The organism is Micromonospora globbae, from assembly GCF_036184225.1.
Lineage (GTDB): Bacteria > Actinomycetota > Actinomycetes > Mycobacteriales > Micromonosporaceae > Micromonospora > Micromonospora globbae.
In genome coordinates, this window is sequence record NZ_CP108084.1 from 933,714 (window position 1) to 958,191 (window position 24,478).

21 protein-coding genes and 1 pseudogene are annotated in these 24,478 nt (G+C 74.3%); 8 read left to right on the forward strand and 14 right to left on the reverse strand.

The features are described from left to right. Window positions 1–61 precede the first annotated feature (61 nt). The 5 genes from OG994_RS04185 to OG994_RS04205 all read right to left on the reverse strand — a co-directional run bounded on the left by OG994_RS04185 (window position 62) and on the right by OG994_RS04205 (window position 7,004). Entirely contained in the window at window positions 62–718 is a 657-nt protein-coding gene (locus OG994_RS04185) for a DUF3105 domain-containing protein (RefSeq protein WP_328852241.1), read from the reverse strand. Then, complete coding sequence (locus OG994_RS04190) at window positions 711–1,343, reverse strand: flavoprotein (RefSeq protein ID WP_328852242.1); 633 nt, start codon at window positions 1,341–1,343, stop codon at window positions 711–713. The genes OG994_RS04185 and OG994_RS04190 overlap by 8 nt, the downstream gene beginning before the upstream one ends. After that, the gene (locus tag OG994_RS04195) at window positions 1,325–3,559 is read right to left on the reverse strand and encodes a peptidase domain-containing ABC transporter (protein ID WP_328852243.1); all 2,235 of its coding nucleotides are present in this window, start codon (window positions 3,557–3,559) and stop codon (window positions 1,325–1,327) included. Before OG994_RS04195 ends, OG994_RS04190 begins: the two co-directional genes overlap by 19 nt. Then, on the reverse strand, window positions 3,547–6,726 hold the full coding sequence (locus OG994_RS04200; RefSeq protein WP_328852244.1) for a type 2 lanthipeptide synthetase LanM family protein: 3,180 nt from the start codon (window positions 6,724–6,726) through the stop codon (window positions 3,547–3,549). The genes OG994_RS04195 and OG994_RS04200 overlap by 13 nt, the downstream gene beginning before the upstream one ends. Window positions 6,727–6,821: 95 nt before the next feature. Further along, the gene (locus tag OG994_RS04205) at window positions 6,822–7,004 is read right to left on the reverse strand and encodes a mersacidin/lichenicidin family type 2 lantibiotic (protein WP_120326555.1); all 183 of its coding nucleotides are present in this window, start codon (window positions 7,002–7,004) and stop codon (window positions 6,822–6,824) included. Window positions 7,005–7,350: 346 nt separating this feature from the next. Between OG994_RS04205 and OG994_RS04210 the strand changes: the two genes are divergently transcribed. Then, window positions 7,351–9,975: an AAA family ATPase gene (locus OG994_RS04210; RefSeq protein WP_328852245.1), complete on the forward strand. Its 2,625-nt coding sequence runs from the start codon at window positions 7,351–7,353 to the stop codon at window positions 9,973–9,975. Between the two features lie 195 nt (window positions 9,976–10,170). On the opposite strand, the gene OG994_RS04215 is transcribed toward OG994_RS04210, so the two are convergent. Genes OG994_RS04215 through OG994_RS04230 form a run of 4 tightly spaced genes read right to left on the reverse strand, consistent with a single transcriptional unit; the run spans window position 10,171 to window position 13,710 of the window. Then, window positions 10,171–11,394 carry an ABC transporter permease gene (locus OG994_RS04215; protein WP_328853661.1) on the reverse strand — a complete coding sequence of 408 codons (1,224 nt, stop codon included), beginning with the start codon at window positions 11,392–11,394 and terminating at the stop codon, window positions 10,171–10,173. Beyond that, window positions 11,394–12,056 (reverse strand): ABC transporter ATP-binding protein, encoded by a 663-nt coding sequence (locus tag OG994_RS04220; protein WP_328852246.1) that lies wholly within the window; start codon window positions 12,054–12,056, stop codon window positions 11,394–11,396. The genes OG994_RS04215 and OG994_RS04220 overlap by 1 nt, the downstream gene beginning before the upstream one ends. Further along, entirely contained in the window at window positions 12,053–13,138 is a 1,086-nt protein-coding gene (locus OG994_RS04225) for an efflux RND transporter periplasmic adaptor subunit (RefSeq protein ID WP_328852247.1), read from the reverse strand. The genes OG994_RS04220 and OG994_RS04225 overlap by 4 nt, the downstream gene beginning before the upstream one ends. Beyond that, window positions 13,135–13,710, reverse strand: a complete 576-nt coding sequence (locus OG994_RS04230; protein WP_147427220.1) for a hypothetical protein — start codon at window positions 13,708–13,710, stop codon at window positions 13,135–13,137. Before OG994_RS04230 ends, OG994_RS04225 begins: the two co-directional genes overlap by 4 nt. 127 nt (window positions 13,711–13,837) lie before the next feature. On the opposite strand from OG994_RS04230, the gene OG994_RS04235 reads away from it, so the two are divergent. Further along, window positions 13,838–14,494, forward strand: a complete 657-nt coding sequence (locus tag OG994_RS04235) for a response regulator transcription factor (protein WP_328852248.1) — start codon at window positions 13,838–13,840, stop codon at window positions 14,492–14,494. Further along, the gene (locus tag OG994_RS04240) at window positions 14,491–15,681 is read left to right on the forward strand and encodes a sensor histidine kinase (RefSeq protein ID WP_328852249.1); all 1,191 of its coding nucleotides are present in this window, start codon (window positions 14,491–14,493) and stop codon (window positions 15,679–15,681) included. The genes OG994_RS04235 and OG994_RS04240 overlap by 4 nt, the downstream gene beginning before the upstream one ends. 187 nt (window positions 15,682–15,868) lie before the next feature. Here the strand turns inward: OG994_RS04240 and OG994_RS04245 are convergent, their stop codons facing one another. Both OG994_RS04245 and OG994_RS04250 read right to left on the reverse strand, forming a co-directional pair. Beyond that, complete coding sequence (locus OG994_RS04245; protein WP_120326548.1) at window positions 15,869–16,192, reverse strand: DMT family transporter; 324 nt, start codon at window positions 16,190–16,192, stop codon at window positions 15,869–15,871. Then, window positions 16,189–16,860, reverse strand: coding sequence for an FMN-dependent NADH-azoreductase (locus tag OG994_RS04250; protein WP_328852250.1), 672 nt, complete (start codon window positions 16,858–16,860; stop codon window positions 16,189–16,191). Before OG994_RS04250 ends, OG994_RS04245 begins: the two co-directional genes overlap by 4 nt. A 94-nt stretch (window positions 16,861–16,954) precedes the next feature. Between OG994_RS04250 and OG994_RS04255 the strand changes: the two genes are divergently transcribed. Next, a complete protein-coding gene (locus OG994_RS04255; RefSeq protein ID WP_240032744.1) occupies window positions 16,955–17,533 on the forward strand; it encodes a TetR/AcrR family transcriptional regulator in 579 nt (192 codons plus the stop codon). Window positions 17,534–17,618: 85 nt separating this feature from the next. Here OG994_RS04255 and OG994_RS04260 read toward each other — a convergent pair. Both OG994_RS04260 and OG994_RS04265 read right to left on the reverse strand, forming a co-directional pair. Further along, a pseudogene (locus OG994_RS04260) lies at window positions 17,619–19,703 on the reverse strand (amylo-alpha-1,6-glucosidase). Further along, window positions 19,688–20,077, reverse strand: coding sequence for an SCP2 sterol-binding domain-containing protein (locus OG994_RS04265; RefSeq protein WP_120326705.1), 390 nt, complete (start codon window positions 20,075–20,077; stop codon window positions 19,688–19,690). The pseudogene OG994_RS04260 and the gene OG994_RS04265 overlap by 16 nt, the downstream one beginning before the upstream one ends. 200 nt (window positions 20,078–20,277) lie before the next feature. Between OG994_RS04265 and pdxR the strand changes: the two genes are divergently transcribed. After that, entirely contained in the window at window positions 20,278–21,681 is a 1,404-nt protein-coding gene (gene pdxR / locus OG994_RS04270; protein ID WP_328852251.1) for a MocR-like pyridoxine biosynthesis transcription factor PdxR, read from the forward strand. A 63-nt stretch (window positions 21,682–21,744) separates the two neighbouring features. Next, window positions 21,745–22,236 carry a carboxymuconolactone decarboxylase family protein gene (locus OG994_RS04275; RefSeq protein ID WP_120326544.1) on the forward strand — a complete coding sequence of 164 codons (492 nt, stop codon included), beginning with the start codon at window positions 21,745–21,747 and terminating at the stop codon, window positions 22,234–22,236. 42 nt (window positions 22,237–22,278) lie between these two features. Here the strand turns inward: OG994_RS04275 and OG994_RS04280 are convergent, their stop codons facing one another. Beyond that, complete coding sequence (locus OG994_RS04280) at window positions 22,279–22,668, reverse strand: RidA family protein (protein ID WP_120326543.1); 390 nt, start codon at window positions 22,666–22,668, stop codon at window positions 22,279–22,281. Window positions 22,669–22,739: 71 nt separating this feature from the next. On the opposite strand from OG994_RS04280, the gene OG994_RS04285 reads away from it, so the two are divergent. Beyond that, window positions 22,740–23,648 carry a LysR family transcriptional regulator gene (locus tag OG994_RS04285; protein WP_328852252.1) on the forward strand — a complete coding sequence of 303 codons (909 nt, stop codon included), beginning with the start codon at window positions 22,740–22,742 and terminating at the stop codon, window positions 23,646–23,648. Between the two features lie 204 nt (window positions 23,649–23,852). Next, window positions 23,853–24,431 (forward strand): dihydrofolate reductase family protein, encoded by a 579-nt coding sequence (locus OG994_RS04290; protein ID WP_328852253.1) that lies wholly within the window; start codon window positions 23,853–23,855, stop codon window positions 24,429–24,431. The last annotated feature ends 47 nt before the right edge of the window (window positions 24,432–24,478 follow it).

Genomic DNA, 24,478 nt, shown 5'->3' on the forward strand with positions numbered 1-24,478 from the left:
GATCGGTCCCGCCGACCGCCGGACGCCGCCCCGCCGAGGGCCGATCCGCGACCCCGGCGGGTCACATGCCGGTCGGTTCGGGCGAGTCGCCCGGCGGGTGGGCCAGCACGAACCGCTCCACGGCGGCGCCACTGACCGCGGCGCAGAACTGCCGGTACCCGGCCGTGGCGCCCCAGTGCGACAGGGCGAGCGGGCGGCCGGCGGGGAACTCCCCGTACCCGGGATCCCACGGCGCCACCACGAACCGCCCCCCGTACCGGTCGTCGCCGAACTTCTGCGCCAACGCGCGCAGCGCCTCGATCTGGTCCCGGACCAGCGGCTCGACGTACCAGAGGATGGTGTAGCCGTGCTCCAGGTTGTGCACCAGGATCTCGATCGCCGGCCGGTCGCGGGTGGTGTAGAACCGTCGCACGGCGGGCGCCGGCACCACGAAGTGGGGCCCGGACGACGGGGGGACCAGGTCGTACTGGATCCGGGTGGCGTACGGCTCGGCGGTGCCGGGTCCGACGTGGACACCGACGCCCCGGACCGGGTCGGTCAGCTCCGGGTCGCAGCCGGACCGGGCGAGGTCGACACCGATCTCGGCGGCGGGCCGGTGGGCCGCCGAGTCGGCGTACGCGCGGACGAACGGGACCACCGCCACCGCGAGCAGCAGGGTGCCGAGCGTGACCGTGACGGCGGCGATCCTCGGCCCGGCCGCCCGACGCGGCTCAGCCACGGCGCCCGTCCCGGCGTCGCAGGTGGTCGGCGGCGAACTCCAGCACCACCTCGATGGGCGGCGTTCCGCGGCCGGAGAGGGTGCCCGTGCTCAGGGCGAGCACCGGCACCGGGGGCACCACGGCGTACCCGTCGTCGCGCAGCTGCGCCACGTTCCGCTGCACCGCGGGGCGTTCCCACATCGCCTGGTTCATCGAGGGCACCAGGACGACGGGCGCCGACGCGGCGAGCAGGCAGGTGCCGACGAGGTTGTCGGCGATGCCGAGGGCCGCCTTGGCCAGGGTGTTGGCGGTGGCCGGCAGGACGAGCACCAGGTCCGCCCAGGTCGTGAGGGCCAGGTGCGGCACCTCGGTGGTCGCCTCCTCGTCGACGAGGGCGGGATGTCCGGTCAGGAGGGTGAACGAGCGGGCGGGCACGAAACGCGCCGCGGCCGGGGTGAGCACGACCCGCACGTCGAGCCCCAGCGCGTGCCGCATCACCATGATGGACTGGGGGAGGGTCAGCACGTCCGCGGAGCCGCAGGCGGCCAGCAGGACCCGGCGCGCCGGGAACGGACCGGCGCCCGCCGCGGGCGGCCCGTCCGGCCGCCGCGGATGCTCGGTGGTCGTCACGGTACGGGTAGCCACGGATCGCCTCCTGGCAGGGGAGAGTTGTCGTCGGTCAGTTGGCAGCGGACCAGGCCGGCGTAGACGCCGTCGGCGCGCAGCAGGTCCTCGTGCCGGCCGCGCTCGACGATGCGTCCGTCGGCGACCACGAGGATCTGGTCGGCGTTGCGGACGGTGCTCAGCCGGTGCGCCACGACGATCCGGGTGCAGCGCAGGGCCGAGATCGCCTGGTCGACACGTCGTTCGGTGGCCACGTCGAGGTGGCTGGTCGCCTCGTCGAGCAGGAGCACCGCGGGTTGTCCGGCCACCGCGCGCGCGATGGCCAGCCGCTGCCGCTGCCCGCCGGAGAGGGCCTGGCCCCGCTCGGCGACCTGCGTGTCGTAGCCCATCGGCATCGCGGCGATGTCCTGGTCGATCGCGGCCACCTCGGCGGCCGCCCGGATCGCCGGCATGCCGATGCCGGGGTGCACGAGGCTGACGTTGCGCCGGATGGAGTCGCGGAACAGGTAGCTCTCCTGGAGCACGACGCCGAACTGGCGGCGCAGCGCGGTCGGATCGATGTGCGACAGCGGCACCCCGTCGAACAGGATCTCCCCGGTGGTCGGCCGGTAGAGACCGGTCAGCAGCATGGCGAGGGTGCTCTTGCCGCTGCCGGAGGGGCCGACGATGGCGACCTTCTCCCCGGGGGCGACGTCGAACGAGATCCCGTGCAGGACGGGCGGTGTGGCGCCGTCGTAGCGGAAGCTGACGTCGCGGACGCTGATCCGGCCGGTGAGGTGGGGCGCGGGCAGGTCCGGGTCGCCGGCCGGTTCCGGGCGGGCGGCGAAGACGTCCCGCAGCCGTTGCAGGTGCGACACCACGGACTGGAGGACCTGGGCGCTGGCCACCAGGGAGGCCAGCGGGGTGAGGGCGGACATGGCCAGCGCCTGCAGGCCGAGGGTCTGGCCGAGGTTGGCGCCGTCGAAGAGCCGCCCGGTGCCGAGCCAGAGCAGCGCGAGCGGGCCGGCGAGCTGGACGCTGGCGGTGATGTTGGCGACCGTGGCGGAGAGCCGGTTCTGGGCCACGTCGGCGTCGAGCGCCGTGGTGTAGCGGCGCAGCCAGCCGTCGAAGACCTGCCGCTCGGCGCCCATGGACTTGACGGTCGCGATGCCGTTCAGCGCTTCGATCAGTGCGCTCTCCGCGTCGGCCTGCACGGTGAGGTGCCGTTGGCTCAGCCGCAGCAACCGGCCGTTGACCACCGCCACGGCCACCACCTGGGTGACGCCGATCGCGGCGGCCATCCCTGCGAAGGCGAGGTCGCTGGCGAGCAGCACGCCGAAGTACGCGATCACCAGCACGCCGTCGATGACCGCGGTCAGCACCTGGGTGGTGACCAGTTCGCGCAGCAGGATGCTGCTGGACAGCCGCTGCATCAGGTCGCCGCTGGAGCGTTGCTGGAAGAAGGCGTACGGCAGCCGCAGCAGGTGCCCGAACAGCCTCGTCATGAGCGCGGCGTCCACCCGGGCCTGGAGGGTGACCAGGAGCCGGGACCGCAGGTAGGCCACCCCGAACTGGGTCAGCACGAGCGCCGCGATGGCCAGCGCCAGGTACGGCATGAGGGCCGTCTCGCGGGCCGGCATGATCCGGTCGAACGCGACGGTGGTGGCCATCGGCAGCGCGAGGCCCAGCGCCTGCAGGACGAGGGACACGGTGAACGCGGCGCCGAGCTGCGGCAGGAACGGCCGCAGCAGCGGCCGGGCGCGTCGCAGCCGGGCGATCGGTCCCGGTCCGGCGGTCGGCGGCGCGGGCGGGGACTGCGGGTCGCGGGTGTAGGTGAGCACGGTCCCGCTGAACCCGGCCGCGAACTCGGCCGGGGTGAGCAGCCGCCGCCCGAGCGCCGGGTCGACCAGGCGGACCCCGCGTTCGCTGACGTGCTCCACGACGACGAAGTGGGCGTTCTCCCAGTGCGCGATGGCCGGGAGGGGCAGCGCGCCGACGTGCGCCGCGTCGGCCCGGAAGGCCCGGCCGCGCAGCCCGAACCGGGGCCCCGCGGCCAGCAGCGCCCGCGCCGTGATCCCGTCGCGGCCGACGTCGAGCACGTCGCGTACGGCGGCCAGCGAGGCCCGTACGCCGTGCCGGCGGGCGATCATCGCCAGGCAGGCGGCGCCGCAGTCGGCGTCGGCCATCTGGAGCACCAGCGGGACCCGGCGCCGGCCCGGCCAGAACCGGCGCGCCCCGCTCCCGGTCAGGCGGCCCACTGTCGCTCCCGGCGGGCCGGGGCGCTGGCGCCGGAGCGGGCCGGCCCGGCGCTCGCGGGTGGTGCGAGCAGGAGCACGGACGGCACCCGCTCGGGTGCGGCGAGCCGCAGCAGGGCGAGTCCGACGCCGGACAGGCCGGTCATGAGTTCGGGGGACGCGAGCGCCGTCGGGTTCGCGCAGCGCCAGCCGCCGCCCAGCCCGTCGCGGAGCACCGCCGCGGCCGGCGCGGTCGCCTGCCGCGGGTCGGCGGCCAGCACCAGGTCGAGGTTGCCGAGGTCGCCGTGGCACAGCGAGTGGTTGCGCCCGAACCCGGTCGCGAGCGTGGTGGTGACCGCGGTGGTGATCTCGGTGTCCAGCGTGTCGTCCGGCCCGAGGGCGTCCCGGATCAGCAGCCGTGACAGGCCGATCCCGGGGGCGCCGTGGCACCAGGTCACCCCGCAGCGTCCCGGCCGGCGCAGGTCGGCCCAGTTCGCCTCGGCGGGGCGGAACAGGCTGCGGTCGTACGCGAGCGCGCGGGTTGCGGCGTCGGCGTACGCGGGGTCGCCGGTCACCGCCCAGGCGTGCGCCAGCGCGGCGGCGATCCCGGCCGCGCCGTGAGCGAGTCCACCCAGGGGGGCGCCGGCCGTCCCGCCCGGCGGGTCGGCGTACGCGGTGTCGGCGGCGGCGAGCAGCCGGCGGGCCGCACCGCGCACGACCGGGGCGACCCGCTCGGGGTCGAGACCGGCGCGGGACACGGCGAGGACGGCGCCGGCGAACCCGTCGACCAGATCCGGGGCCTGGTCGGTGGCACCGAGCGCGGTGACCCGCGCGAGCGCCACGTCGACGGCCGGGGCGAACCGGCGGGTCTGCCACAGCTCCCCGAGGTGGCCGAGGGTGTAGACCAGGCCGCCCCAGCCGGTGAACGCGCCGATCCGGTCGCCGGGGACCCGGCGGTCGAGGATCCGGGCCGTGAGCCCGGCGGCGGCGCGGTCGGCGAGGTCGGTGAACCGCTGCTCGCCGGTGAGCCGACCGGCGTGGGCCAGGAAGAGCGTCACCCCGGCGATCCCGTCGTAGAGGTGCGGGCCGAGCGGCGCCGGCGCCCAGCGGCCCGGGGTGGCGGTGTCGGGGGTGAGGCCGAACCAGGTGGGTTCCGTGCCCGGGAAGGCCAGGGCGGCCACCGCGTCGGCCACCGAGGTCGCCGCGGCCAGGTACGCCGCCGCCGGCGGCACCGGAGCCGGCGGCACCTCCGCGAGGTGCCAGCGCACCCGGGCGTGCGGGGCGTCCGCCCCGTCCACCTGGGGGGTGAAGGCGGCCCGGACGAGCCACCGCTGCCGCTCCAGGTCCGCTTCTCCCAGCCGCCCGAGCCGGCGCCGCGCCTCGGCGAGGCCGGACCGGGCGAGCAGACCGGGCAGCCGGCGGCCCCGGCTCGTCCACAGGTCGCGGGAGTCCACCGTGGTGGTGAACATCGGCACGTCGCGGCGTGCCAGGTCGGCCCGTTCCGCCGCGACGGTGGCGGCCAGCAGCGGCAGTTCGGCCACGCCCGACCAGAGCCAGTCGTGCAACCGCTCGGTGTCCAGGCCGTCCTGCAGCGCGTCGGTGTGCAGGGCGGCGTCGCGCAGCCGGAGGTACGTCCGGGTCGGGCGCAGCACCACGCGGATCTCGTCGGCCGCGAACGCGGTGACCGGTCCGTCCGGGGCGAGCAGTTCGTCGCGTACGGCGGCGAGCAGCCGGTACGTGGCCGTGAAGCCGTCCAGCACCTGCGGCAGGTGCGCGGCGAGGTCGGCCGGGTCGGCGCCGGGGTCGAGCGGGCCGTGCTCGTCGTGGTGGTGGCCCGGCGCGCACAGCCGCATCTCGTCGGTCCCCTCGGCCTGCCAGGCCGAGCAGTTGCAACGGTTGGCGGCCGGGCCCGCCGCCTCGTCGGCGCGGGGCAGCAGACCCACGGCCAGCACGGAGTCGGCGATCGCGTCGCCACCGCCGCGGGCCCCCGCGGCCCGGGCGACCGCGGGGGTGAACGCGGTCTCGAGGTCGACCAGGACGGGATGCTCGCCGTGGACGACCACGTTCTCCCGGTGGCAGTCGGTGGCGCCGACGGCCTGCAGCAGGGCCAGCAGTGACCCGTAGCGGCGGGCGAACCGCCGCCGCCCGCCGGGTGTCGTGGGGGCGGCGGACTCGACGTACTCGGCCCAGCCGTGGTCCCCGCGGGGCAGGACCGTGAACGTGTGCAGGTCGGTGCCCCGCTCGTTGAGCCATTCCAGCAGGTGCTGGAAGCGGGCCTCGACGGCGACCGGTCGGGGCTTGTAGACCAGCCGCAGGCCACTGTCGAAGGTGGCCACCAGCACCCGCCGGCCGTCGCGGTGCGGGTCACCGGTCTCCTGGATGCCGACCAGGCGGCCCGGCCGGGCGCCGCCGTGGAAGGTCGTGGCCAGCGCCGGGGCGTCGTCGGCGAGCCGCCGCAGGAACTCGATGGTGCGGTCGGCCCAGCCGCGCGTCAGGTCGTACGCCTGACGGGCCAGGACCGGGTACTCGGCCAGCAGGGCCAGGGCCGCCTCGGGCGCGCGGTGGCGGCGGAAGAAGGCCGCGTACCGTTCCTGCGGCGTGTCGCCGGCCGACGCCCCGCGCAACCGGTCGATGTTGAGTTCGAGGACGACGGCGCGGCTGAGGACCACCACCAGCTCGTCGAGCAGCCCGGTCACACCCAGCCGGTCGGCGTCGGGGGGCAGCAGGTCGGGAGCGTCGTCGGCGAGGTGCCGGACGTGTCGCGCCACCCGGGCCCGGGCCCGCGCGACCAGCGGCGCCACCAGGGCGAGGGACGCGTCGAGCGGGCGGCCGGGCAACAGCTCCGGGTCGATGTCGGAGGTCGACGCCGCGCGGTAGCACGCCACGAGGTCGCGGATCCATTCCGGGGTCCCGCCGAGGCGGGCGGCGAGCCGCGCCGGCGACTCGTCCAGCAGCGCGAGCAGGGTTCCCTCGTCCAGTCCCTCCGCCGCCAGCCGGCGCCGCCACTCCTCGTCGTCGGCGAAGGCGCCGCCGGTGCGCCAGCGGGACAGCCGCCACCGGGACCGCTCACCGGGCTCGGCGTCGGCGGGCGGGGGAGCGGCCAGCCGTTCGGTGACGGTCAGGGCGGCCAGGAGTCGCTGTTCGATCGGGGTGGTCGGGTCGTCGTCGGCGGGATGCGGGACAGTGGACATGCGGCGCTCCAGCGGCGGTGGATCGGACGGAGGGTGGGGCCCGGGCCGTGGCCCGGACCCCCCTGGGACCCGTGGTCGGGTCGGCTCGTGCGGACTCAGCAGACGCAGTGGCAGCAGGCCGTGGTGTGACCGGTGGTGGCGGCGGCGCCGCCGGCGACCGTCTCCAGCTGGTCGCGGTCCAGCTCCACCACGCCCACCGGGTGGGCCTCGGCGGCCTCCGGGGCGGCGGCGCGCCGGTACTCGTCCTTCCAGCCGTTGACGATGTCGGTGATGGACATGCGGTTCTCCTTTCACGACGACCGTCCGGCCTGCCCGGCGGTCGCTTGCAGGACCAGCCTCCGCGCCGCGGGCCGCCGGCACATGAGTAGCCGCTACCTCAGTCCGGCCCGGTCCTGTCGCGCCGGTGACAACCAATCCGGCGGGCCGGAGCGTTCCGTGTGCGGGCGTGTCCGGAAGGCGACGGCCCCACCGCGTGCGATGTGTGAAGGTGGGCCGGAGTCACACTCAGGCCGCCGCACGTCCTGATCCGGTCGGCCGAGCGGATCGAGGACGAGATTGGCGACCGGGCCCCGGGGTGGTCCGGCCCGGGGTTGAGGGGGTCCAGTGGCTGCGCCGGGATGTCTCGTGGACGGCAACGGCGGGTGGCCGTTCGTCGGCCGCGCGCGTGAGCGGGAGCAGACGGTCGCCGCGCTCGACACGGCGTCCGGTTCGGGCGTCCTGCTCACCGGGGATCCCGGGGTCGGCAAGAGCTCACTGCTCGACGAGGTGCTCGACCACGCCCTGCGGCGGCAGCGTGTCGTCCTGCGGGTCACCGCCACACCCGGCTGGCGGGACGTGCCGTTCGGGGTGCTCGCGAGCCGCCTGCCCCAGCCGTCCGACGCGAACGTGGCCGACGTGTTCCGGGACGTCGAGCGGCGGCTGCGCGACGTCGCGGCGGGCCGCGGCGTGGTCATCGGCGTCGACGACCTCAACTGGCTCGACGACGCCTCCGGAGCCCTGCTCGAACGGCTCGTCGTCGGCGGCACCGTCCAGGTGGTCGCCACCGTACGCACCGACGCCCTGGACGCCGCGCCGGTGGCCGCGCTGCGGCGGTCCCGCTCGGTGGACCGGGTGCACGTGCCGCCGCTGGATCCCGACGAGACCGCGCTCGTCGTACGGGAGGCGCTGGGTGGCCCGGTCGACGGCCTCACCCTCGGCGCGCTGTGGCGGATCAGCCAGGGAAACCCGCTGTTCCTGCGGGAGGCGCTGCGGTGCGGGCTGCGCGAGGGCGGGCTGGTCCGCCGCGACGGCATGTGGACGTGGCCCGCCGAGTCGCTGTGCCCCACCCACCTCGCCGAGCTGATCGAGCAGACCCTCGGCACCCTCGACCCCGACGAGGCCGAGGCGTTGCAGTACGTCGCCCACGCCGAGCCGGCACCGCTGGCCCTGATCGAGCGGATGGTCCCACCGCGCACCGCCGAGCAGTTGGAGGAGCGGGGCCTGATCCGGCTGGTGCAGCACGGCGCGGACGTGCTGGTGCAGACCGGCCACCCGCTGTACGCGGAGGTGGTGCGCAACCGCACCGGCGCGTTGCGTGCCCGCCGCCTGCGCCGGAACCTGGCCGAGGCGCTGGCGGCGGTCGACGGCGGCGGCGAGGGCGACCTGGCCCGGGTCGTGGCCTGGCGCTGCGAGGCGGATCTCCCGGTCGCCGCGGACGACCTGCTCACTGCCTCCGAGTACGCGCTGCGCCGGCACGACCCGGTCCTCGCCGAGCGGCTGGGCCGCCGCGTCGACTCCGCGCGCGGCGACTGGCAGGTGGCGCGGGCGCTGGTCGCGCAGGGCCGCAGCGACGACGCGGACGCGCACCTGGCCCGGGCGGCCGCGGACCTGACCGATCCGAGGGACCGCGCGGAGGCGGCGGCGCTGCGGGCGCTGAACCTCTTCTGGGGCGGCCGCCGGCCGGACCAGGCCCGCGAGGTGATCGACGCCAGCCACCGCGACCTGGCCGCCGAGGCGCACCCCGGGTTGCTGGCCGCGCAGGCGGGGATCGGCGCGTTCAGCGGCGACAGCGGCGGCGCCCGTGAGTCCCTGGCGCGCCTGGCAGTGGATCCGCCGCGCGATCCGCTGCTGGCGACCGCCGTCACGGCCCTGCACCCCTACCTGCTGCTGTTCGACGGGCAGCCGGGCCGGGCGGCCCGGATGTTCGACAGCGGTGAGGTCGAGATCCCCGACACCTGGGCGACGATGCGGGCCGCCACGCAGGCCTGCCACGTGCAGTCCCTGCTCATGTCGGGCCGGCTGCCCGAGGCCGAACAGCTGGCGGAACGCTACTACCGGGACGCGGTGGAGCGGGGCGCCGCCGACGCGGTGGGGCTGCTCGCCTTCGCCCGTGGCAAGTGCGCCTACCACGCCGGTCAGATGCACCGGTCGATGCGCTGGCTGCACGAGGCCCGCACGCTCGCCGGCGACCGCACCCTGTTCCCCGTCCGGGCCTACGTGCTGTCCGCCAACGCGTACGTGGCGGCGCAGCTCGGTGAACTCGCCGAGAGCCGGCGGCTGCTGCAACAGCTGCTCGACGACCACGCCGGCGCCGGCGACGGGCAGCTCAGGGGCCTGGTGGCCGCCGACGCCGAGCTGACGGCCGCCTGGCTGGCGGCCGCCGACGGCCAACTCGCCACGGCCGTCGGCACGCTGCGCGAGCTGCCCGGCCGGGCCGACCAGGCCACCACGATCACGGTGGAGTGCCTGCACCTGCTCTCCCGCCTGGAGCCCACCACCGGCACCGCCGAGCGGTTGGCGCAGGTCGCGGCCGGATGCGACAGCCCGCTGTTCACGCTCTGGGCCGACTACGCCCACGCGCTCGCCGCCGACGACCCTTCCGCGCTCGAACGGATCGGCACCGAGTTGGAGGCCAGCGGATACCTGGCTCTCGCGTTGGAGGCGATGGTCGCCGGGGAGGCGGCGTACGGCTGTCGCGGCGACCACCGCCGGGCGAACCTGCTGGCCCGCAGGGCCGACCTGCTGCACAAGCGGTGCGGGGGCTACTGGCCGCCGCTGAGGCCGCGCCCGGTCGGCCGGGACGATCTCACCCCGCGGGAGCGGCAGATCTGCGAGCTGGCGGCGACGGGGCACGACAACGCGGCGATCGCCGCCGAGCTGGTGCTGTCGGTGCGGACCGTGGAGAACCACCTCCAGCGGGCGTACGTGAAGCTCGGGCTGCGGGGGCGGGCGGGTCTCGCCCAGGCCCTCGGGCTGCAGCGGGCGGGCTGACCGTACGCCGTCGGCGGACACTGACCGGCCCGGGTGCCGCCCGGACCGGCCGCCCGGATCGGGCCGCGGTGCCGCCCGGAGCGGCCCAGGTGCCGCCCCGGGCGGAGACGGGGCCCGCCGCCCCGCCCCCGCCCGGAGGGCGCCGCGTCGGGAGGACTCACGTCTGGCGCATTCGCGGGTCACCTGCCCCGGCCGCTAGGACGCGGCGAGCGCCTCGGTGGGTGCCAGCCGGGCGGCACGGACAGCCGGGTACAGGCCGGCGATGCCTCCGATGAGCAGCGTCGCCCCCACCCCGCCCACGGACGCCCAGGCCGGCACGACCGCCGGCCAGGACCGGGAGCTGGCGTATCCGGCGGTCACCGCGACACCGATCAGCACCCCACCGGCACCGCCGATGGCGCTGAGCAGCAGGGACTCGGCGAGGAACTGGAGCCGGACCTGCCCCCGGGTCGCGCCGAGGGAACGGCGCAGTCCGATCTCGGCGCGGCGCTCCAGCACCGAGATGACCATGGTGTTGGCCACCCCGACCCCGCCCACCAGCAGAGCCACCGCGCCGAGGCCGAGCAGCAGACCGGTGAACGCCTGGTCGGCCGCCCGCCGGGCGGCCAACGCGTCCGAGGGCCGGGACACCGTCACCTCGTTCGGTGACTCCGGGTTGGCCGTCGCCGCCAGGACGCCACGTACCGCCTCGACGTCCGCGTCACGGGACCGGGTGTAGACGGTGGTCGGGTGACCGTCGAAGCCGAGCTGCCGCTGCGCGGCGGGCCAGCCGACCAGGGCGGCCGAGTCCAGCTCCGGGGCGAGCGGCACCGGGTCGAGGATGCCGACCACCGTGAACCACTGCCCGTCGAGGTGGACCTGGACGTCCGGGTTCACCTCCGGGACACCGAGCTGGCGGGCGGCCGCGGACCCCAGCACCACCACCGGGTACCGCTCGGTCGCCGCGTTGAGCCAGGCGCCGTCGGCCAGCGTGGCGCCCACCGTCTCCAGCAGGTTCAGCTGCGCGGCCAGCACCGCCAGGCCGCCGGTCTGCATCCGTGGGATCCGGTCGTTGCGGTAGACGCCGGCGTCGGGGACGGTTCCGGTCGCGGCGACCTGGCGTACCGGTTCGATGCGGGCGATCATCGCGACCGACTCGGTGGGCAGCGTGGCGGTGTCGCCGCTGAGCGAGTTTCCCGGCGCCACCGTGAGCAGGTTCGTGCCGAGCGCGTCGAGCTGGCGGTCCAGTTCGACACGGCTCGACGACGAGATGCCGACCACGGCCACCATGGCCGCGATGCCGATCGCGATGCCCAGCGCGGAGAGGAACGCCCGCAGCGGCCTCGTCCGCAGTCCCGCGCTGCCGACCCGGAGCACGTCGGCGGGTCGCAGTGCCGCGGGGGAGAGCGACCGGCGCGGATCACCGGGTGCCGGTCCGATCACCTCGTCACCTCCCCGTCGCGCATGACCACCCGCCGGGGCAGGGCGGCGGCGATCTCCTGGTCATGGGTGATGACCAGGACGGTCGTGCCGGCCGCGTTCAGCTCCCGCAGCAGCGCCATCACACCCGCCCCCGCGGCGGAGTCGAGGTTGCCGGTCGGTTCGTCGGCGAGCAGCAGCGCCGGGTTGCCGGCCACGGCACGGGCGATGGCCACCCGCTGTCGCTCGCCGCCGGAGAGTTCGTGCGGCCGGTGGTCCAGCCGGTCGCCCAGCCCCACCCGGACGAGCGCCGCCGCCGCCCGGCGCCGCCGCTCCCGCAGGGGCACGCCGGTGTAGAGCAGCCCGTCCGCGACGTTGTCCAGTGCGGTCGCCGCCGGCGCGAGGTGGAACTGCTGGAACACGAACCCGATCCGGTGGGCCCGCAGCGCGGACAACTGGCGGTCGCTCAGCGTCGCCACGTCGTACCCGTCGACGCGCACCGTTCCGGACGACGGGCGGTCCAGCGTGCCGATCAGGTGCAGCATCGTGGACTTGCCCGAGCCGGACGGGCCCACCACGGCGACCATCTCGCCGTACCCGACGGCGAGGCTGACCTCGCGTACCGCCGTCACTCCGCCCGGGTACGTCCTGGTCACCCCGGCCAGCTCCACGACCGCGGTCACGACGGCATCCCCACGGTCGTGCCCTCCGCCACGCCGGCGCCCGAGACCTCGACGCGGCCCTCGGCGAACAGTCCCGTCTCGACCGGCACGACCCGGACGGCGTCGTTCTCCACCACCTGGAGGCCGTACCCGCCCTCGGCCAGGGCGAGCAGCGCGGCCACCGGCACGGCCAGCACGTTCTCACGCTGGGAGGCGGTGAACGCGACCGGCACGGTCGCCTCGTCGAGCCCGGCCAGGGCCTTGGCGTCGGTGACGCCGACGGTCACCCGGAGTCGGGTCTCGGACTCCTGGTCCTTGCCGTCCGCCGGTACGACCACCGTCTCGGTGCTGATGACCTTGCCGGGGGTCGCCGTGCCGCTGGGCAGGGTGCAGGTCACCGCGGCCCCGGTCCGGGCCATGCTCCGGTCGGTCACCTCGAGGTCGACGGTCACCACCCGGGTCGTGCCGGTGTGCGACAGCACGGGCTCGCTGGGCTTGAGGAGGGTGCCGACGGTCGCCTCGTGGCTGGCCACCCGCACCGTGCCGTCCGCGTACGCGACGCGGCCCAGTTCCACCGAGCCGGTCCCCGGCAGGCCGAGGTCCTCCTGCCAGCGTTCGACGGCCGTCGCCGTCGCGGTGGTGTACTCGTCGTCGACGGTGAACCCCGTGTACCCCAGTTTCCGCAGGTTCTCCTCGAACTGCCGGACGTCCGGCCCCTCGGTCCCCGGCGCCAGGTCCCGGTACGCCGGAAGGCGGCCGTAGAGCAGCACGGTCGGCTTGTCGTCGACGCGGAAGAGCGCCTGCCCGCGCGCGACGGTCTGCCCGACCGGCGGGAGGGCCGTCAGGGTGCCGCCGACCCGGTCGGCGAGGACGGTCGCGTCCCCGTAGCCCAGGGTGCCGTCCACGGTCTTGCGCTCGACCAGCGTCTGCCGGGTCACCGTAGCGGTCTCCAGCGGCCGGGACCCTCCGGCGGCCGACCCCGTGCGCTTCCTGCCGAAATCCAGGCCGGACCCGGTGGCCGCCACGGCCGTGGTGCCGACGGCGAGCGCCGCCGCCACCACGACCGCCAGCCGACGGGTCCCGCGTCGGGCGAACCCTCTCATTCCTTGTTCTCCGTGGTCAGCCCGCCGGCCGGCGCGCCGTCCTTCGGGTTCGGCCGGTACCTCTTGCACTTCTCCTGGGCCGCGGTCAGCCGCGGGTCGTCCGGCTGCATCCCGAGCGCGTCGTTGCTGACCTGCAGGCCGGCGTCGGTCGGGTCGGGAAAGTTCGGCACCCCGTTCTCCCGCATGCACTTCGAGAAGGCCCGCAGCTGTTCCACGACCTCGGGATCGGCCTTGGTCGGCTCACCCCCGTTGGGCATGTACCGCTTGCACCGCTGTTCCGCCGCGGCGACCTTCTCCCTGCTCACCCCCTCGGGCAGGCTGAGGTTGACGCCGCCGTTCTGGTTGAACTTCGGGTCGGGGTACTCCGGGACGCCGTTCTCCCGCATGCACTGGGAGAACCGCACGAAGTTCTCCCGATCCTGGTCCGCGCCGGACGCCGCGGCGCCGCTGACCTCGGCGGTCGGTGTGCCGCCGGCCGTGGCCACTCCGCCGCCGGCCTCGGCCTCACCACAGCCGGCCACCGCCAGCGTCACGAGCAGGCCGCCGACGGCGAGCAGGGTTCTGATACGCATGGTCTCCATCTCCGTCCGGGCCGAGCGGGCGTCGGCCCTGCGACGAAGTACAGCGAAACGGGGTTTTCCCGGCCGTCAGCGAAAGTGTTGACGCGGAGGTGACGCGGGGGCGGGTCACCATGGACCCATGCGCATCCTGGTGGTCGAGGACGAACCGCTGCTCGCCGACACGGTGGCGCAGGGCCTGCGGCGGGAGGCCCACGCCGTCGACGTCGTCCACGACGGCGCGGCGGCGCTCGAACGGCTCGACGTGCACGACTACGACGTCCTCGTGCTCGACCGCGGCATCCCCGTCGTGCACGGCGACGACGTCTGCCGGGCGCTCGCCGCCCGCGACACCTCCGTACGGGTGCTGATGCTGACGGCCGCCGCCGAGATCGACGACCGGGTCGCCGGGCTCGCCCTCGGCGCGGACGACTACCTGCCCAAACCGTTCGCCTACCGGGAGCTCGCAGCCCGGGTGGCCGCGCTCGGCCGGCGCTCGCGGGCGGCCGCGCCACCCATCCTCGAACGCGGCGGGATACGCCTCGACCCGCACCGGCGCGAGGTGTACCGGGACGGCCGCTACGTCCCGCTGTCCCGCAAGGAGTTCGCCGTCCTCGCCGAGCTGCTGCGCGCCGACGGCGCCGCGGTCTCCCAGGAGCACCTGATGGAGAAGGCCTGGGACGAGCACGCCGACCCGTTCAGCCACGCCGTGCGGATGACCATCCTCAAGCTGCGGCGCAAGCTCGGCGAGCCGCCGGTGGTGCTGACCGACCCGGGAGTGGGGTACCGGATCCCGTGACCGCCGCCTGGCTCGCCAAGCTGACCATCCGGGCCCGACTCACCCTGGTCTACGGCGGGCTCTTCCTCCTCGCCGGTCTGCTGCTGCTCGGCGTGACGTACGTGCTGGTGTCGCAGCGGCTTCCCCAGGGGAACACGGTGTCGACGAGCGGACGTTCGGTCGGTGGAGCGACGCCGTCGCCGATGCCCGGCGGTCGGCCCCCGCCGGTGACCGGCGAGGCCCCCGGGCCCTCGTCCACCCAGTTCGTCACGGACACCCGGCACGACGCCCTGGACGCGCTGTTGACCCAGGGCGGGATCGCGCTGGCGGTGGTCGGCGCCGCCGCCATCGCCTTCGGCTGGCTGATCGCCGGTCGTCTGCTCCAGCCGCTGCACCGGGTCACGGAGACGGCCCGGCGGATCGGGGCCGCCCCGGACGCGGACCGGGGGCTGCACGAGCGCATCGCCCTGGCCGGCCCGGCCGACGAGATCAAGGAGCTGGCCGACACGTTCGACGTGATGCTGGAACGCCTCGACCACGCCTTCGACGCCCAGCGCCGGTTCATCGGCAACGCCTCGCACGAGCTGCGCACCCCGCTCACGCTGAACCGGACGCTGCTGGAGGTCATGATCGATCCGCGTACGGCGTCGCCCGAGATGGCCCAGCTCGGTGGGACGCTGCTGGCCATCAACGAGCGGCACGAGCGGCTGATCGAGGGGCTGCTCCTCCTCGCCCGATCCGAGCGCGAGATCCCGGAGAGGTCGTACGTGGACATGGCGGACGTCGTGGATCACGTGGTGGCGCGCGTCGCCTCGGGCGCGGTGTCCGTGAAGGCCGAACCGGGGGAGGCGCCGACCACCGGGAACCCCGTGCTGCTCGAACGGCTGGTCCAGAACCTGGTGGAGAACGGGGTGCGGCACAACGTGGCCGAGGGGGGCTGGGTGCGGGTTTCCAGCGGCACCGGCCCGGACGGGGCGGTCGAGGTGCGGGTGGCCAACAGCGGTCCGGTGGTGCCCCGCTACGAGATCCCGAGCCTGTTCGAACCGTTCCGCCGGCTCTCCGCCGAGCAGTCCTCCGGTCCGCCCGGCGCGGGCCTGGGGCTGTCCATCGTGCGGGCGGTGGCGCGCGCGCACGGTGGCGGCGTACGCGCCGAGCCCCGCGACGGTGGCGGCCTGGTCGTCACGGTGACCCTGCCGCCCGCCGGTTGACGCGACGCCGTCGACCCCTCCGAGCCGAGGCGCGTCCGGACCGCGGAGCGACGGTGCGGCGGGCGCCGGCGCCGGTCCGACACCCAGGCCCCACCGGGCTGGGCGCCGGCACCGGTCCGACACCCCGGTCCTCACGCCGCGGTCCTCACGCCGCGGTCCTCACGCCTCGGTCGTCACGCGCGGGGCCTCACGCCTCGGTCGTCACGCGTGCGAGGACGACGCCGGCCAGGATGAGCGCGAGCGCGCCGATCCTTCCGAGCGACACCGGGTCGTCGAAGAGGACGACGCCGAGCACGATCGCCCCGAGGGCGCCGATGCCGGTGAAGACGGCGTACGCCGTGCCGACGGGAAGCGACTCCATGGCCCGGGAGAGCAGGTACACCGCCGACACGCCCAGCACGACGCAGAGCGCGGTGGGGCCGGGCCGGGTGAAGTGGTGGGTGGGCTTGATGCTCTGCGACCAGGCGATCTCGACGAGGCCGGCGAGGATGAGGAGCGGCCAGCCGGTCATGACACGGCCTCCAACTCGGCTGCCAGCTCGCTGGCGATCGCCTCGATCCGCGTCAGCGCGGCCGTCACGGAGGCCGTGTGCCGGTCCCGCAGGTGCGCGAGGCCCGGGTCGAGTCGCGCGTTGGTCAGCTCCGCGTGGACGAACCGGACGTCCTGTACCGCGAAGTGCCCGGCGAGGAAGTCCCGCAGGTAGCGCTCCTGGTGGTCGTAGGGAGCCCGCGGAGCGCCCTCGACGTACGAGCCGCCGCGCGCCCCGGCCACGACGAACCGCTTTCCGGCGAGGTTCATCCGGGGGAAGGTCACCTGGTCGATCCATGCCTTGAGGGACGCGGGGACCGAGAAGTTGTACATCGGCACGCCGATCAGGACGACGTCGGCCGCGAGCAGCTCGTCGAGGAGCGGCTGCACCACGTCCCAGGCCCGGTGCTGGGCCGGCGTGCGCACCGCCTCGCGGTAGCGCGCGGGGTCGGTGATCTGTTCGGCCAGCATCGTGTCGCAGATCTGCGTCCACGCCTCGCCGATCGGCGGGATCGGCTCCCGCGTCAGGTCCCGGTAGGTGTAGCCGCCGTTCGGGTACGCCTCGCGCCAGCGACGGGCGAAGCGTGCGCCGAGGTCGCGTGAGAACGACGCGGTCCGCGCGCTGGAGTCCAGGTGGAGCAGATTCGGCATGTCTGGCCCTCCTCGAAGTATCCGGACACGATGTCCACTTATGGAGCGTACGGAGAACTGGACGCCGTGTCCAGATGCTCCTAGGCTCGATCGTGTGACGCGTCAGTCGGTGGAGCACCCGCACCATGAGCGTGCCGACGCTGCCCGCAACCGCCGGCTCATCCTCGAGGCGGCTGACCGGCTCTACGCCGAGAGGGGCGCCGCGCACGTGACGATGGACGACATCGCGCGTGCCGCGGGCGTCGGCCGGGGCACGCTGTACCGCAGGTATCCGGACCGTGCGTCGATCGCGCTGGCGCTGCTCGACGCGCACGAGCGGGACCTCCAGGAGACGCTCCTGCGGGGAGAACCTCCGCTGGGTCCGGGTGCGTCGCCGGCCGAGCGGCTGGCCGCCTTCTACGCGGCGATGGTCGCTCTGCTCGACCGGCACGTCCACCTGGCGCTCGGCGCCGAGGTCGGCCGTTCCCGGTTCGAGGCCGGCGCCTACGGGTTCTGGCGAGCCCACGTCCGCGCCCTCGTGGCCGAAGCGGGCCACGCGGATCCCGACGCGATGGTCGAGCCGCTCCTGGCCCCGCTCGCGCCCGACGTCTTCGCCCGGCAGCGGGAGATCGGCATCGGTGCCGACCGCATCGCGGCGGCCCTGGAACGCCTCGCCCGCGCCGCGCTCGGGTGAGCCGGCGGCGCGGAGGCCGAACGACAGCGGTCCGCGTCCCGTCAGTTGGGACGCGCGGCCCGGCCGACCGGTGCGGGGCCTCGACTCACGGCAGCCCGCGGCTGGACAGGAGCCGGCCCGTCTCCACGGAGTCCCGGGCGCGGCCGAGCGCGTCGATCGTGCCCCAGCGGCCGGGGATGTCGAGGAGTTCGATCCGCCCCAATCCCTCCGGCACGTGCGGATCGATGATGAGGTGCCCGTCGTGCGGTCGCAGGCCGAGCAGGACTCTCAGGAGCAGCAGGGGAGCCCCGGCCGACCACGCCTGGGGACTGCACGCGGTGGGGTACTCGACGGGATAGTTCGTCTGGTCGCGGGGGAAGCCGGCGAACGCCTCCGGGAGGCGGCCGCCGAAGTCACGGGCGGCGTCGATGATCCCGGCCGCGATCTGGCCCGCCTCGTGGCGGAAGCCGTAGCGGGCCAGCCCCCAGGCGATGATGGAGTTGTCGAAGGGCCAGACGGTGCCGACGTGGTACCCGATGGGGTTGTACCTGCCCTCGGTGGTGGCGAGCGTGCGCACGCCCCAGCCGGAGAACAGCGCCGGCCCCAGCAGATGCCGCGCGACGGCGGGAGCGCGGGCCTCGTCGACGATCCTGCTCCACAGCAGGTGCCCCATGTTGGACGACAGCGAGTCGACGTGTCCGCCGTCGCGGTCCAGGGCGGTGGCGTAGCACTCGCGGTCGGCTATCCAGAAGTCACGGTTGAACCGTTGCTTCAGCTCGGCGGCCTCGCGTTCGAGCCGCTCGGCGTACGCCGGGTCGTCCCAGACCTCCCGGGCGAGCCGGGCCCCGCGCATCTTCGCGTCGTACGCTTAGCCCTGCAGTTCGCAGGTGGCCAGGGGATAACAGGGCAGGCGTCCGTCGTGGTAGGAGATGGCGTCGGGCGAGTCCTTCCAGCACTGGTTGAGCAGTCCCGTCTCCGGGTTGCGGGTCTTGTAGTAGATGTATCCCGTACCGAGCATGTTGCCGTAGTTGTCGATCCAGTCGAGTGCCGCACGGGTCGGGAACTCCAGCCGCCGGACGAGGTCGACGTCGCCGGTCCACCGCTCGTACTCGTCGAGGAGGACGACGAACAACGGGGTGGAGTCGGCGGAGCCGTAGTAGGGGGAGTGCGGTTGCTCCTCGAAGCCGACGAGTTCGCCGTAGCGCAGCTCGTGCAGGATCTTGCCGGGCTCCTCGTCGCGGAAGTCGTCCAGGCGGCTGCCCTGCAGTCCGGCGAGCATGACGATGGTCGGCTTGACCACTCCCGGTAGGAACGGTAGGGCCTGCAGGCAGGTGAATATGCTGTCCCGGCCGAACAGCGTCATGAACCACGGCAGGCCGGCGGCCACGAGCCGCATGCCGAGGGTGATCGACTCGTATCGCAGCGCGGCGAGGTCGCGGATACCCCTCTGGTAGGCCAGCAGCAGCGCCTCGCTGTCGCACCGCAGCGTCGGAGCGGACTCCAGGAACTGGCGCCGCTCGTCACGGATCTCCGGTACGGGCCGGTCGGGGCCGAGGGGCACGGACTCCCGGAAGTCGCGGCCGTTGGCGCCGATGATCCGGGCCTTGGCCCGCAGGCGCGTCTGCCACTCGCCATGCGGTTCGATGCGGATCGCGAACGTCATCCCCCGCGCGTCCACGCGCGCCTCGGCACTGGAGGTGATGATCACCTCGCGGTGGAACTTCTCCCGACGGTAGACGAAGCGCAGGGCGCCACCGCTGGTGTCGGCCGTCGCGGTTCCTTGCTTCCGCTGGGCGTTCTTGATCTCGAACAGGTCCGCGAAGTCGGCGGCCATCTCCACGCGTACGGTGACCTCGGCGGCCTCGGTGCCGTGGTTGCGCACGCTGAGGGTCTCCTCGAAACTGCCGTTGATCACCCGCTGTCGCTGGACGGAGATCTTCGCGTCCACGTAATGGCTCGGCTCCCCGGCCACGAGGAAGTACGTCGTGGCGTAGGAGTTCTCCTCGTTGACCGACAGCGCACCCAGCCGCTGCCCGTCGAGGGTGAGGACCCACGTGGACAGGAAGCGGGTGTCGAACGAGAACAGCCCCATCGGGTAGTCGAAGGACTCCTCGATGTCGCCGCGGCCGTCGGAGACGACGAACGTGTTCCCGTCCAGGATGCTGATCAGATCCGTCACGGTCGATCGCATTCGCCGTCGAGCGCTTCACGGCCAACCGTACGGGGGTCCCTCGCACCCGGGGCCTCCGGAAAGAACCGCCGGAAGGCCAGGAACAGGGAGACCTCGCCGCTGACGGTCGCCTCGTTGCGCAGCACCGCCGCGATGCTCTGCGAGCGCCCGCTCACCAGGTCGGCGAACAGGTCCAGCTCGCACTTCCACACCGCGTCGGCTTCGGCGCTCTCCCGGGTGACGGCCACGGCTCCCGGTGTCATGGTCACCAGCCAGTGCTCCGTCCGGTGGTCGACATCGAGATCGATTCGCAGGGTTCCCTGGACCGGTCCCCGGAGCACCATGGCGGCGTGCGCCGGCAGACGGTCGAAGAATCGATCAATCGGCTCGGACACCCGCAAATGGTATGCGGGCACGCCCGGCTCCCGGGCCGGAAACCACCCGAAGCCCCGCCAACGGGTCGGTGGCCGAAGGGTGCACCCCCGGCTCCGACGCCGACCCGGGTCGGGCGGGGGCCGACGCCCGCGACCGCCGATCGGCCCAGGTCACCGCGCCCGTCTCGTGGCATCCAACTGGGGCAATCTACGATCTCGTCATGAGCCTCGGCCTGGACCTGCACCTCGACCTCTCACCCGTCCGGCCCGGGCGCTCGTTGGAGGCGGCGCTGCGCGCCGCCATCCTCGACGGCAGGCTCAGCCCGGACACCCGGTTGCCGGCGGCCCGGACACTCGCCGCCGACCTCGGCATCAGCCGCAACACGGTGGCCGACGTGTACGCGCAGCTCGCCGCCGAGGGCTGGCTGGAATCGCGGGTCGGCGCGGGAACGTGGGTCTCCGTCCGGACGCCGTCGTACGTCCAGGCGGGTCTGCGCCAGCGCACGGTCCGGCGCCGCTGGATCGACCTGCGGGGCGGGATACCGGACACCGCCGGGTTCGCCCGCCGGGAGTGGGCGTCCGCGGCGCGCCAGGCGACCCTGGACGCCACCACCGCCGAACTCGGCTATCCCGACCCCGCCGGCACGACGCGGCTGCGCGGCGCGCTGACGTCGTACCTGGCCCGCACCCGCGGCGTCGCCGTCGAACGTGAACGCGTCGTGGTCGGCCAGGGATTCGGGGAGCTGCTCGTGCTCCTGTGCCGAGCCCTGCGCCAGCGCGGCGCGACCCGGATCGCCGTCGAGGAGTACGGCCACGACCACCACCGAAGGCTGATCGCCTCGACCGGGATCACGCCCGTTCCGGTGGCGGTCGACGAGGACGGCGCCGACGTCCAGCTCCTGGAGAAGCTGGACGTGTCGGCGGTGCTCCTCACGCCGGCCCACCAGTTCCCCGTCGGCGTCCCCCTGGCCGCCGGCCGGCGCCGCTGGCTCGTCGGCTGGGCGGAGCGGTCCGACGCCCTCGTCATCGAGGACGACTACGACGGCGAGTTCCGCTACGACCGGAGGGCCATCGGCGCGCTCCAGTCCCTCGCGCCCGAACGGGTCGCGTACCTCGGCACCGCCAGCAAGGCCGTGGCGCCGGCCGTCGGCCTGGCGTGGGGGGTCCTGCCCACGTGGCTGCTGCCCGACGTGCTGGAGCAGCGGGCGCTCTCCGGCGGGCAGCCGGCGGCGCTGCACCAACTGGCGCTCGCCAGGTTCGTCGAGGCCCACGACTACGACCGCACCGTCCGGCGGCTGCGCGCCACCTACCGGTCGCGTCGCCTACGCCTGGAAGAGGTCGTCGCGGACCGGCTTCCCGGTTGCGAGGTGACCGGTCTCGCGGCCGGCCTCCAGTGCCTGCTCACCCTGCCCGCCGGGGCTGCCGAGGAGGTGGTCGAGCAGGAAGCCACCGCGCGCGGGCTGCGGTTGGAGGGCCTGGGCTCCTTCCGCTTCGGCCCGGGGCGGGAACCCCACGGGCCCGCCCTGGTGATCGGGTACGGCGGCCCGACGCCGGGACAGTACGAGACGGCGATCGAGCTTCTCGTGGAGAGCATCCGGGCGAGTGTCCGGCGGCGAGCGGATTGACCCAGCGCTCAGCCGGCGGATTGCCCCAGGGAGCCGGTGCGATCGAGCTCTAGCGTTCTCGGCATGACAGCGACTGAGTACGTCCCGATCCCCACGCGTCTCGACTTCGACGCACTCGTGCCCGCCTTCGCCCGCGCCGTGAACGACCTGGACGAGGCCGCCACGGCCGAACTGGACCGGGTCGGCATCGACCCGGCCCTGCGCGAGCTGGTGCGGCTGCGCGCCTCCCAGCTCAACGGCTGCGCCTACTGCGTCGACATGCACGCCCGCGCCGCCCGCCGGGCCGGCGTCGCGCCCCAACGCGTCGACGCCGTCGCCATCTGGTCCGACTCCAACCTCTTCACCGCCGCCGAGCGCGCCGCCCTCCACTTCGCCGAGGACGTCACCCTGCTCGCCCGCACGAAGGTGCCCGCGTCCACCGTCGACGCCGTCGTCGCGGCCTACGGGGAGGAGGGCGCCGCGGCGCTCCTCACCCTCGTCATCGCGATCAACACCTGGAACACGATCGGCGTGACCACGCGCTGCTGGCCGACCGCCATCCGGCGTCGCGACTGACCGGCGGCGGCGATGCCGTGGCGGGCGTGGCGGGTCGTCTGTTTATACGGCGGCCCGCCGCGCGTACGCCTCTATCTCGATCCTCATCCGAGGGTCGGCGAGACCGCACACGAGCATCGTGGCGGCCGGCCGGACGTCGCCGAAGGCGCGGCGCAGGACCGGCCAGCAGGGCTCGAAGTCCTCCCGGTCGGGCAGCAGGTAGCGCACCCGCACCACGTCGGCGAGGGTGCACCCCGCCTCGGCGAGCGCCGCCTCGATGTTGCGTAGGCACTGCTCGGCCTGCTCCACCACGTCGTCCGAGATCGTCATGGTGGTGTAGTCGAACCCGGTCGTCCCCGACACGTGCACCCAGTCGCCGTCCACCACGGCGCGGGCGTAGCCGATCTGCTCCTCGAAGGTCGAGCCGCTGAGGATCGCACGTCGCTCTGTCACGGGCGAACACTAGGTGGCCAGCGCATATACGTCCAATACCGCCTCGGGCGTGAGGTGATATCTCTAGGCGTATGGCGCGGCCCGACATTCCCCTCGCACAGCTGCACGCGTTCGTCGTGCTCGCCGAGGAACTCCACTTCGGCCGCGCGGCCGCCCGGCTGGGCATCGCCCAGCCGCCGTTGAGCCAGCAGATCCGCCGCCTGGAGGACAAGGTCGGCCACGCGCTGTTCCGCCGCGAACCAGGGCGGGTCACGCTCACCCCGGCCGGTCGCGAACTGCTGCCCGCCGCGCGGCGGGCCCTCACCGACCTCGCGGACGGTCTGGCCGCGGCCCGGGCCGTCGGCAGCGGCCAGGCCGGCCGGCTGCGGATCGGTTTCGCGGCCTCCCTCGCCCTGACCGTCCTGCCCGACCTGCTGCGCACCTTCCGGCAGCGGTTCCCCGGCGTGCACCTGGACATCCGCGAGATGACCAGTGCGCCGCAGCTCACCGCCCTGCGCGACAAGACCATCGACGTCGGCCTGCTGCGCGAACCCCCCGCCGTCGACGCGGAGCTCGAATTCCGGACGGTGCTCAGCGAGCCCTTCGTGGCCGTGCTCCCGGCCGCCCACCCACTGGCCGCCCAACGGGTCGTGCCGCTCGCGGAGTTGGCGGACTCGCCGTTCGTGCTGCTGCCCCGTGCGGCCGGCCCGCAGCTGTACGACCAGATCACCGGCCTGTGCGCCGCGGCAGGCTTCCCACCGCGGATCGCCCAGCACGCCGTGGAGTGGCAGACGGTGTGCGCGCTCGCGGGTGCCGGTCTGGGGGTCTCGCTGGCCCCGGCGAGCATCCGACGCATCCGCCTCAGGGGCGTCGCGTTCCGCAGGGTCGAGCCCGGCACCGCCCGTACGCGAGTCGCCGTCGCCTGGGTCAGGAACGACCGGAGCCCCCTGGTCGCGCACCTGCTGGCGGCCGTCGGCCACGATCCGCGAGACCGACCCTAGGCGAGCCCGACGCCTGGTGGTCGCACGCCGGCCGGGAGTCGTTCGTGTGCCAGAAGGTCCAGGATTTCTGCCGGGCTGTCGCGTCCGCCTCGTCACCTGCTCGCCACGCGGCCACCGCGAGGGCGTGAACTCCCATCGGGTCGCTGCCCCTGGCCGGACCCGGAGGGGCGCGTCCCCACGCCACCGCACCCGAGAAGGGCATTCATGACCGCCACCTACACCTTCGACGTATTCTCCAGCCTCGACGGCTTCGGCGCCGCCACCGGCGACTGGACCGGCTACTGGGGCAAGCAAGGTCCCGAACTGCTCGCACACCGACTCGCCCGGTACGGCGAGAAGCAACGGATGGTCTTCGGGGCCACCACGTTCCGGGCGTTCGCGCGGATGCTGGCATCGAGCACCGACGAGTCCGAGATGCGCGACCCATGGGTCACCCGGATGACGAGCCTGCCGGCAACGGTGGTGTCCACCACGCTGGAAGGACCGCTCGACTGGCCGGACGCGACCGTCGCACGCGGTGACGCCGTCGACGTCGTCGCGCGGCTCAAGGAGGAGTCCGACGTGCCGTTACGTTCGCACGGCAGCCTGTCGATGAACCGGGCGCTGATGGCCGCCGGGCTCGTCGACCGACTCCAGGTGACGATCTTCCCGGTCGTCACGGGTCGGACCGGCGTGGACCCGATCTTCAAGGGCGCGGCGGACTTCGACCTCGAACTGATCGAGAGCCGGACGCTCGACGGCTCCATCCAGGAACTGGTCTACCGGCCCACCCTGCACGGCTGAGCCCAGCCGAGCGCTCACCGGCCTGCGGCCGGCACCCGGCAGCGGAC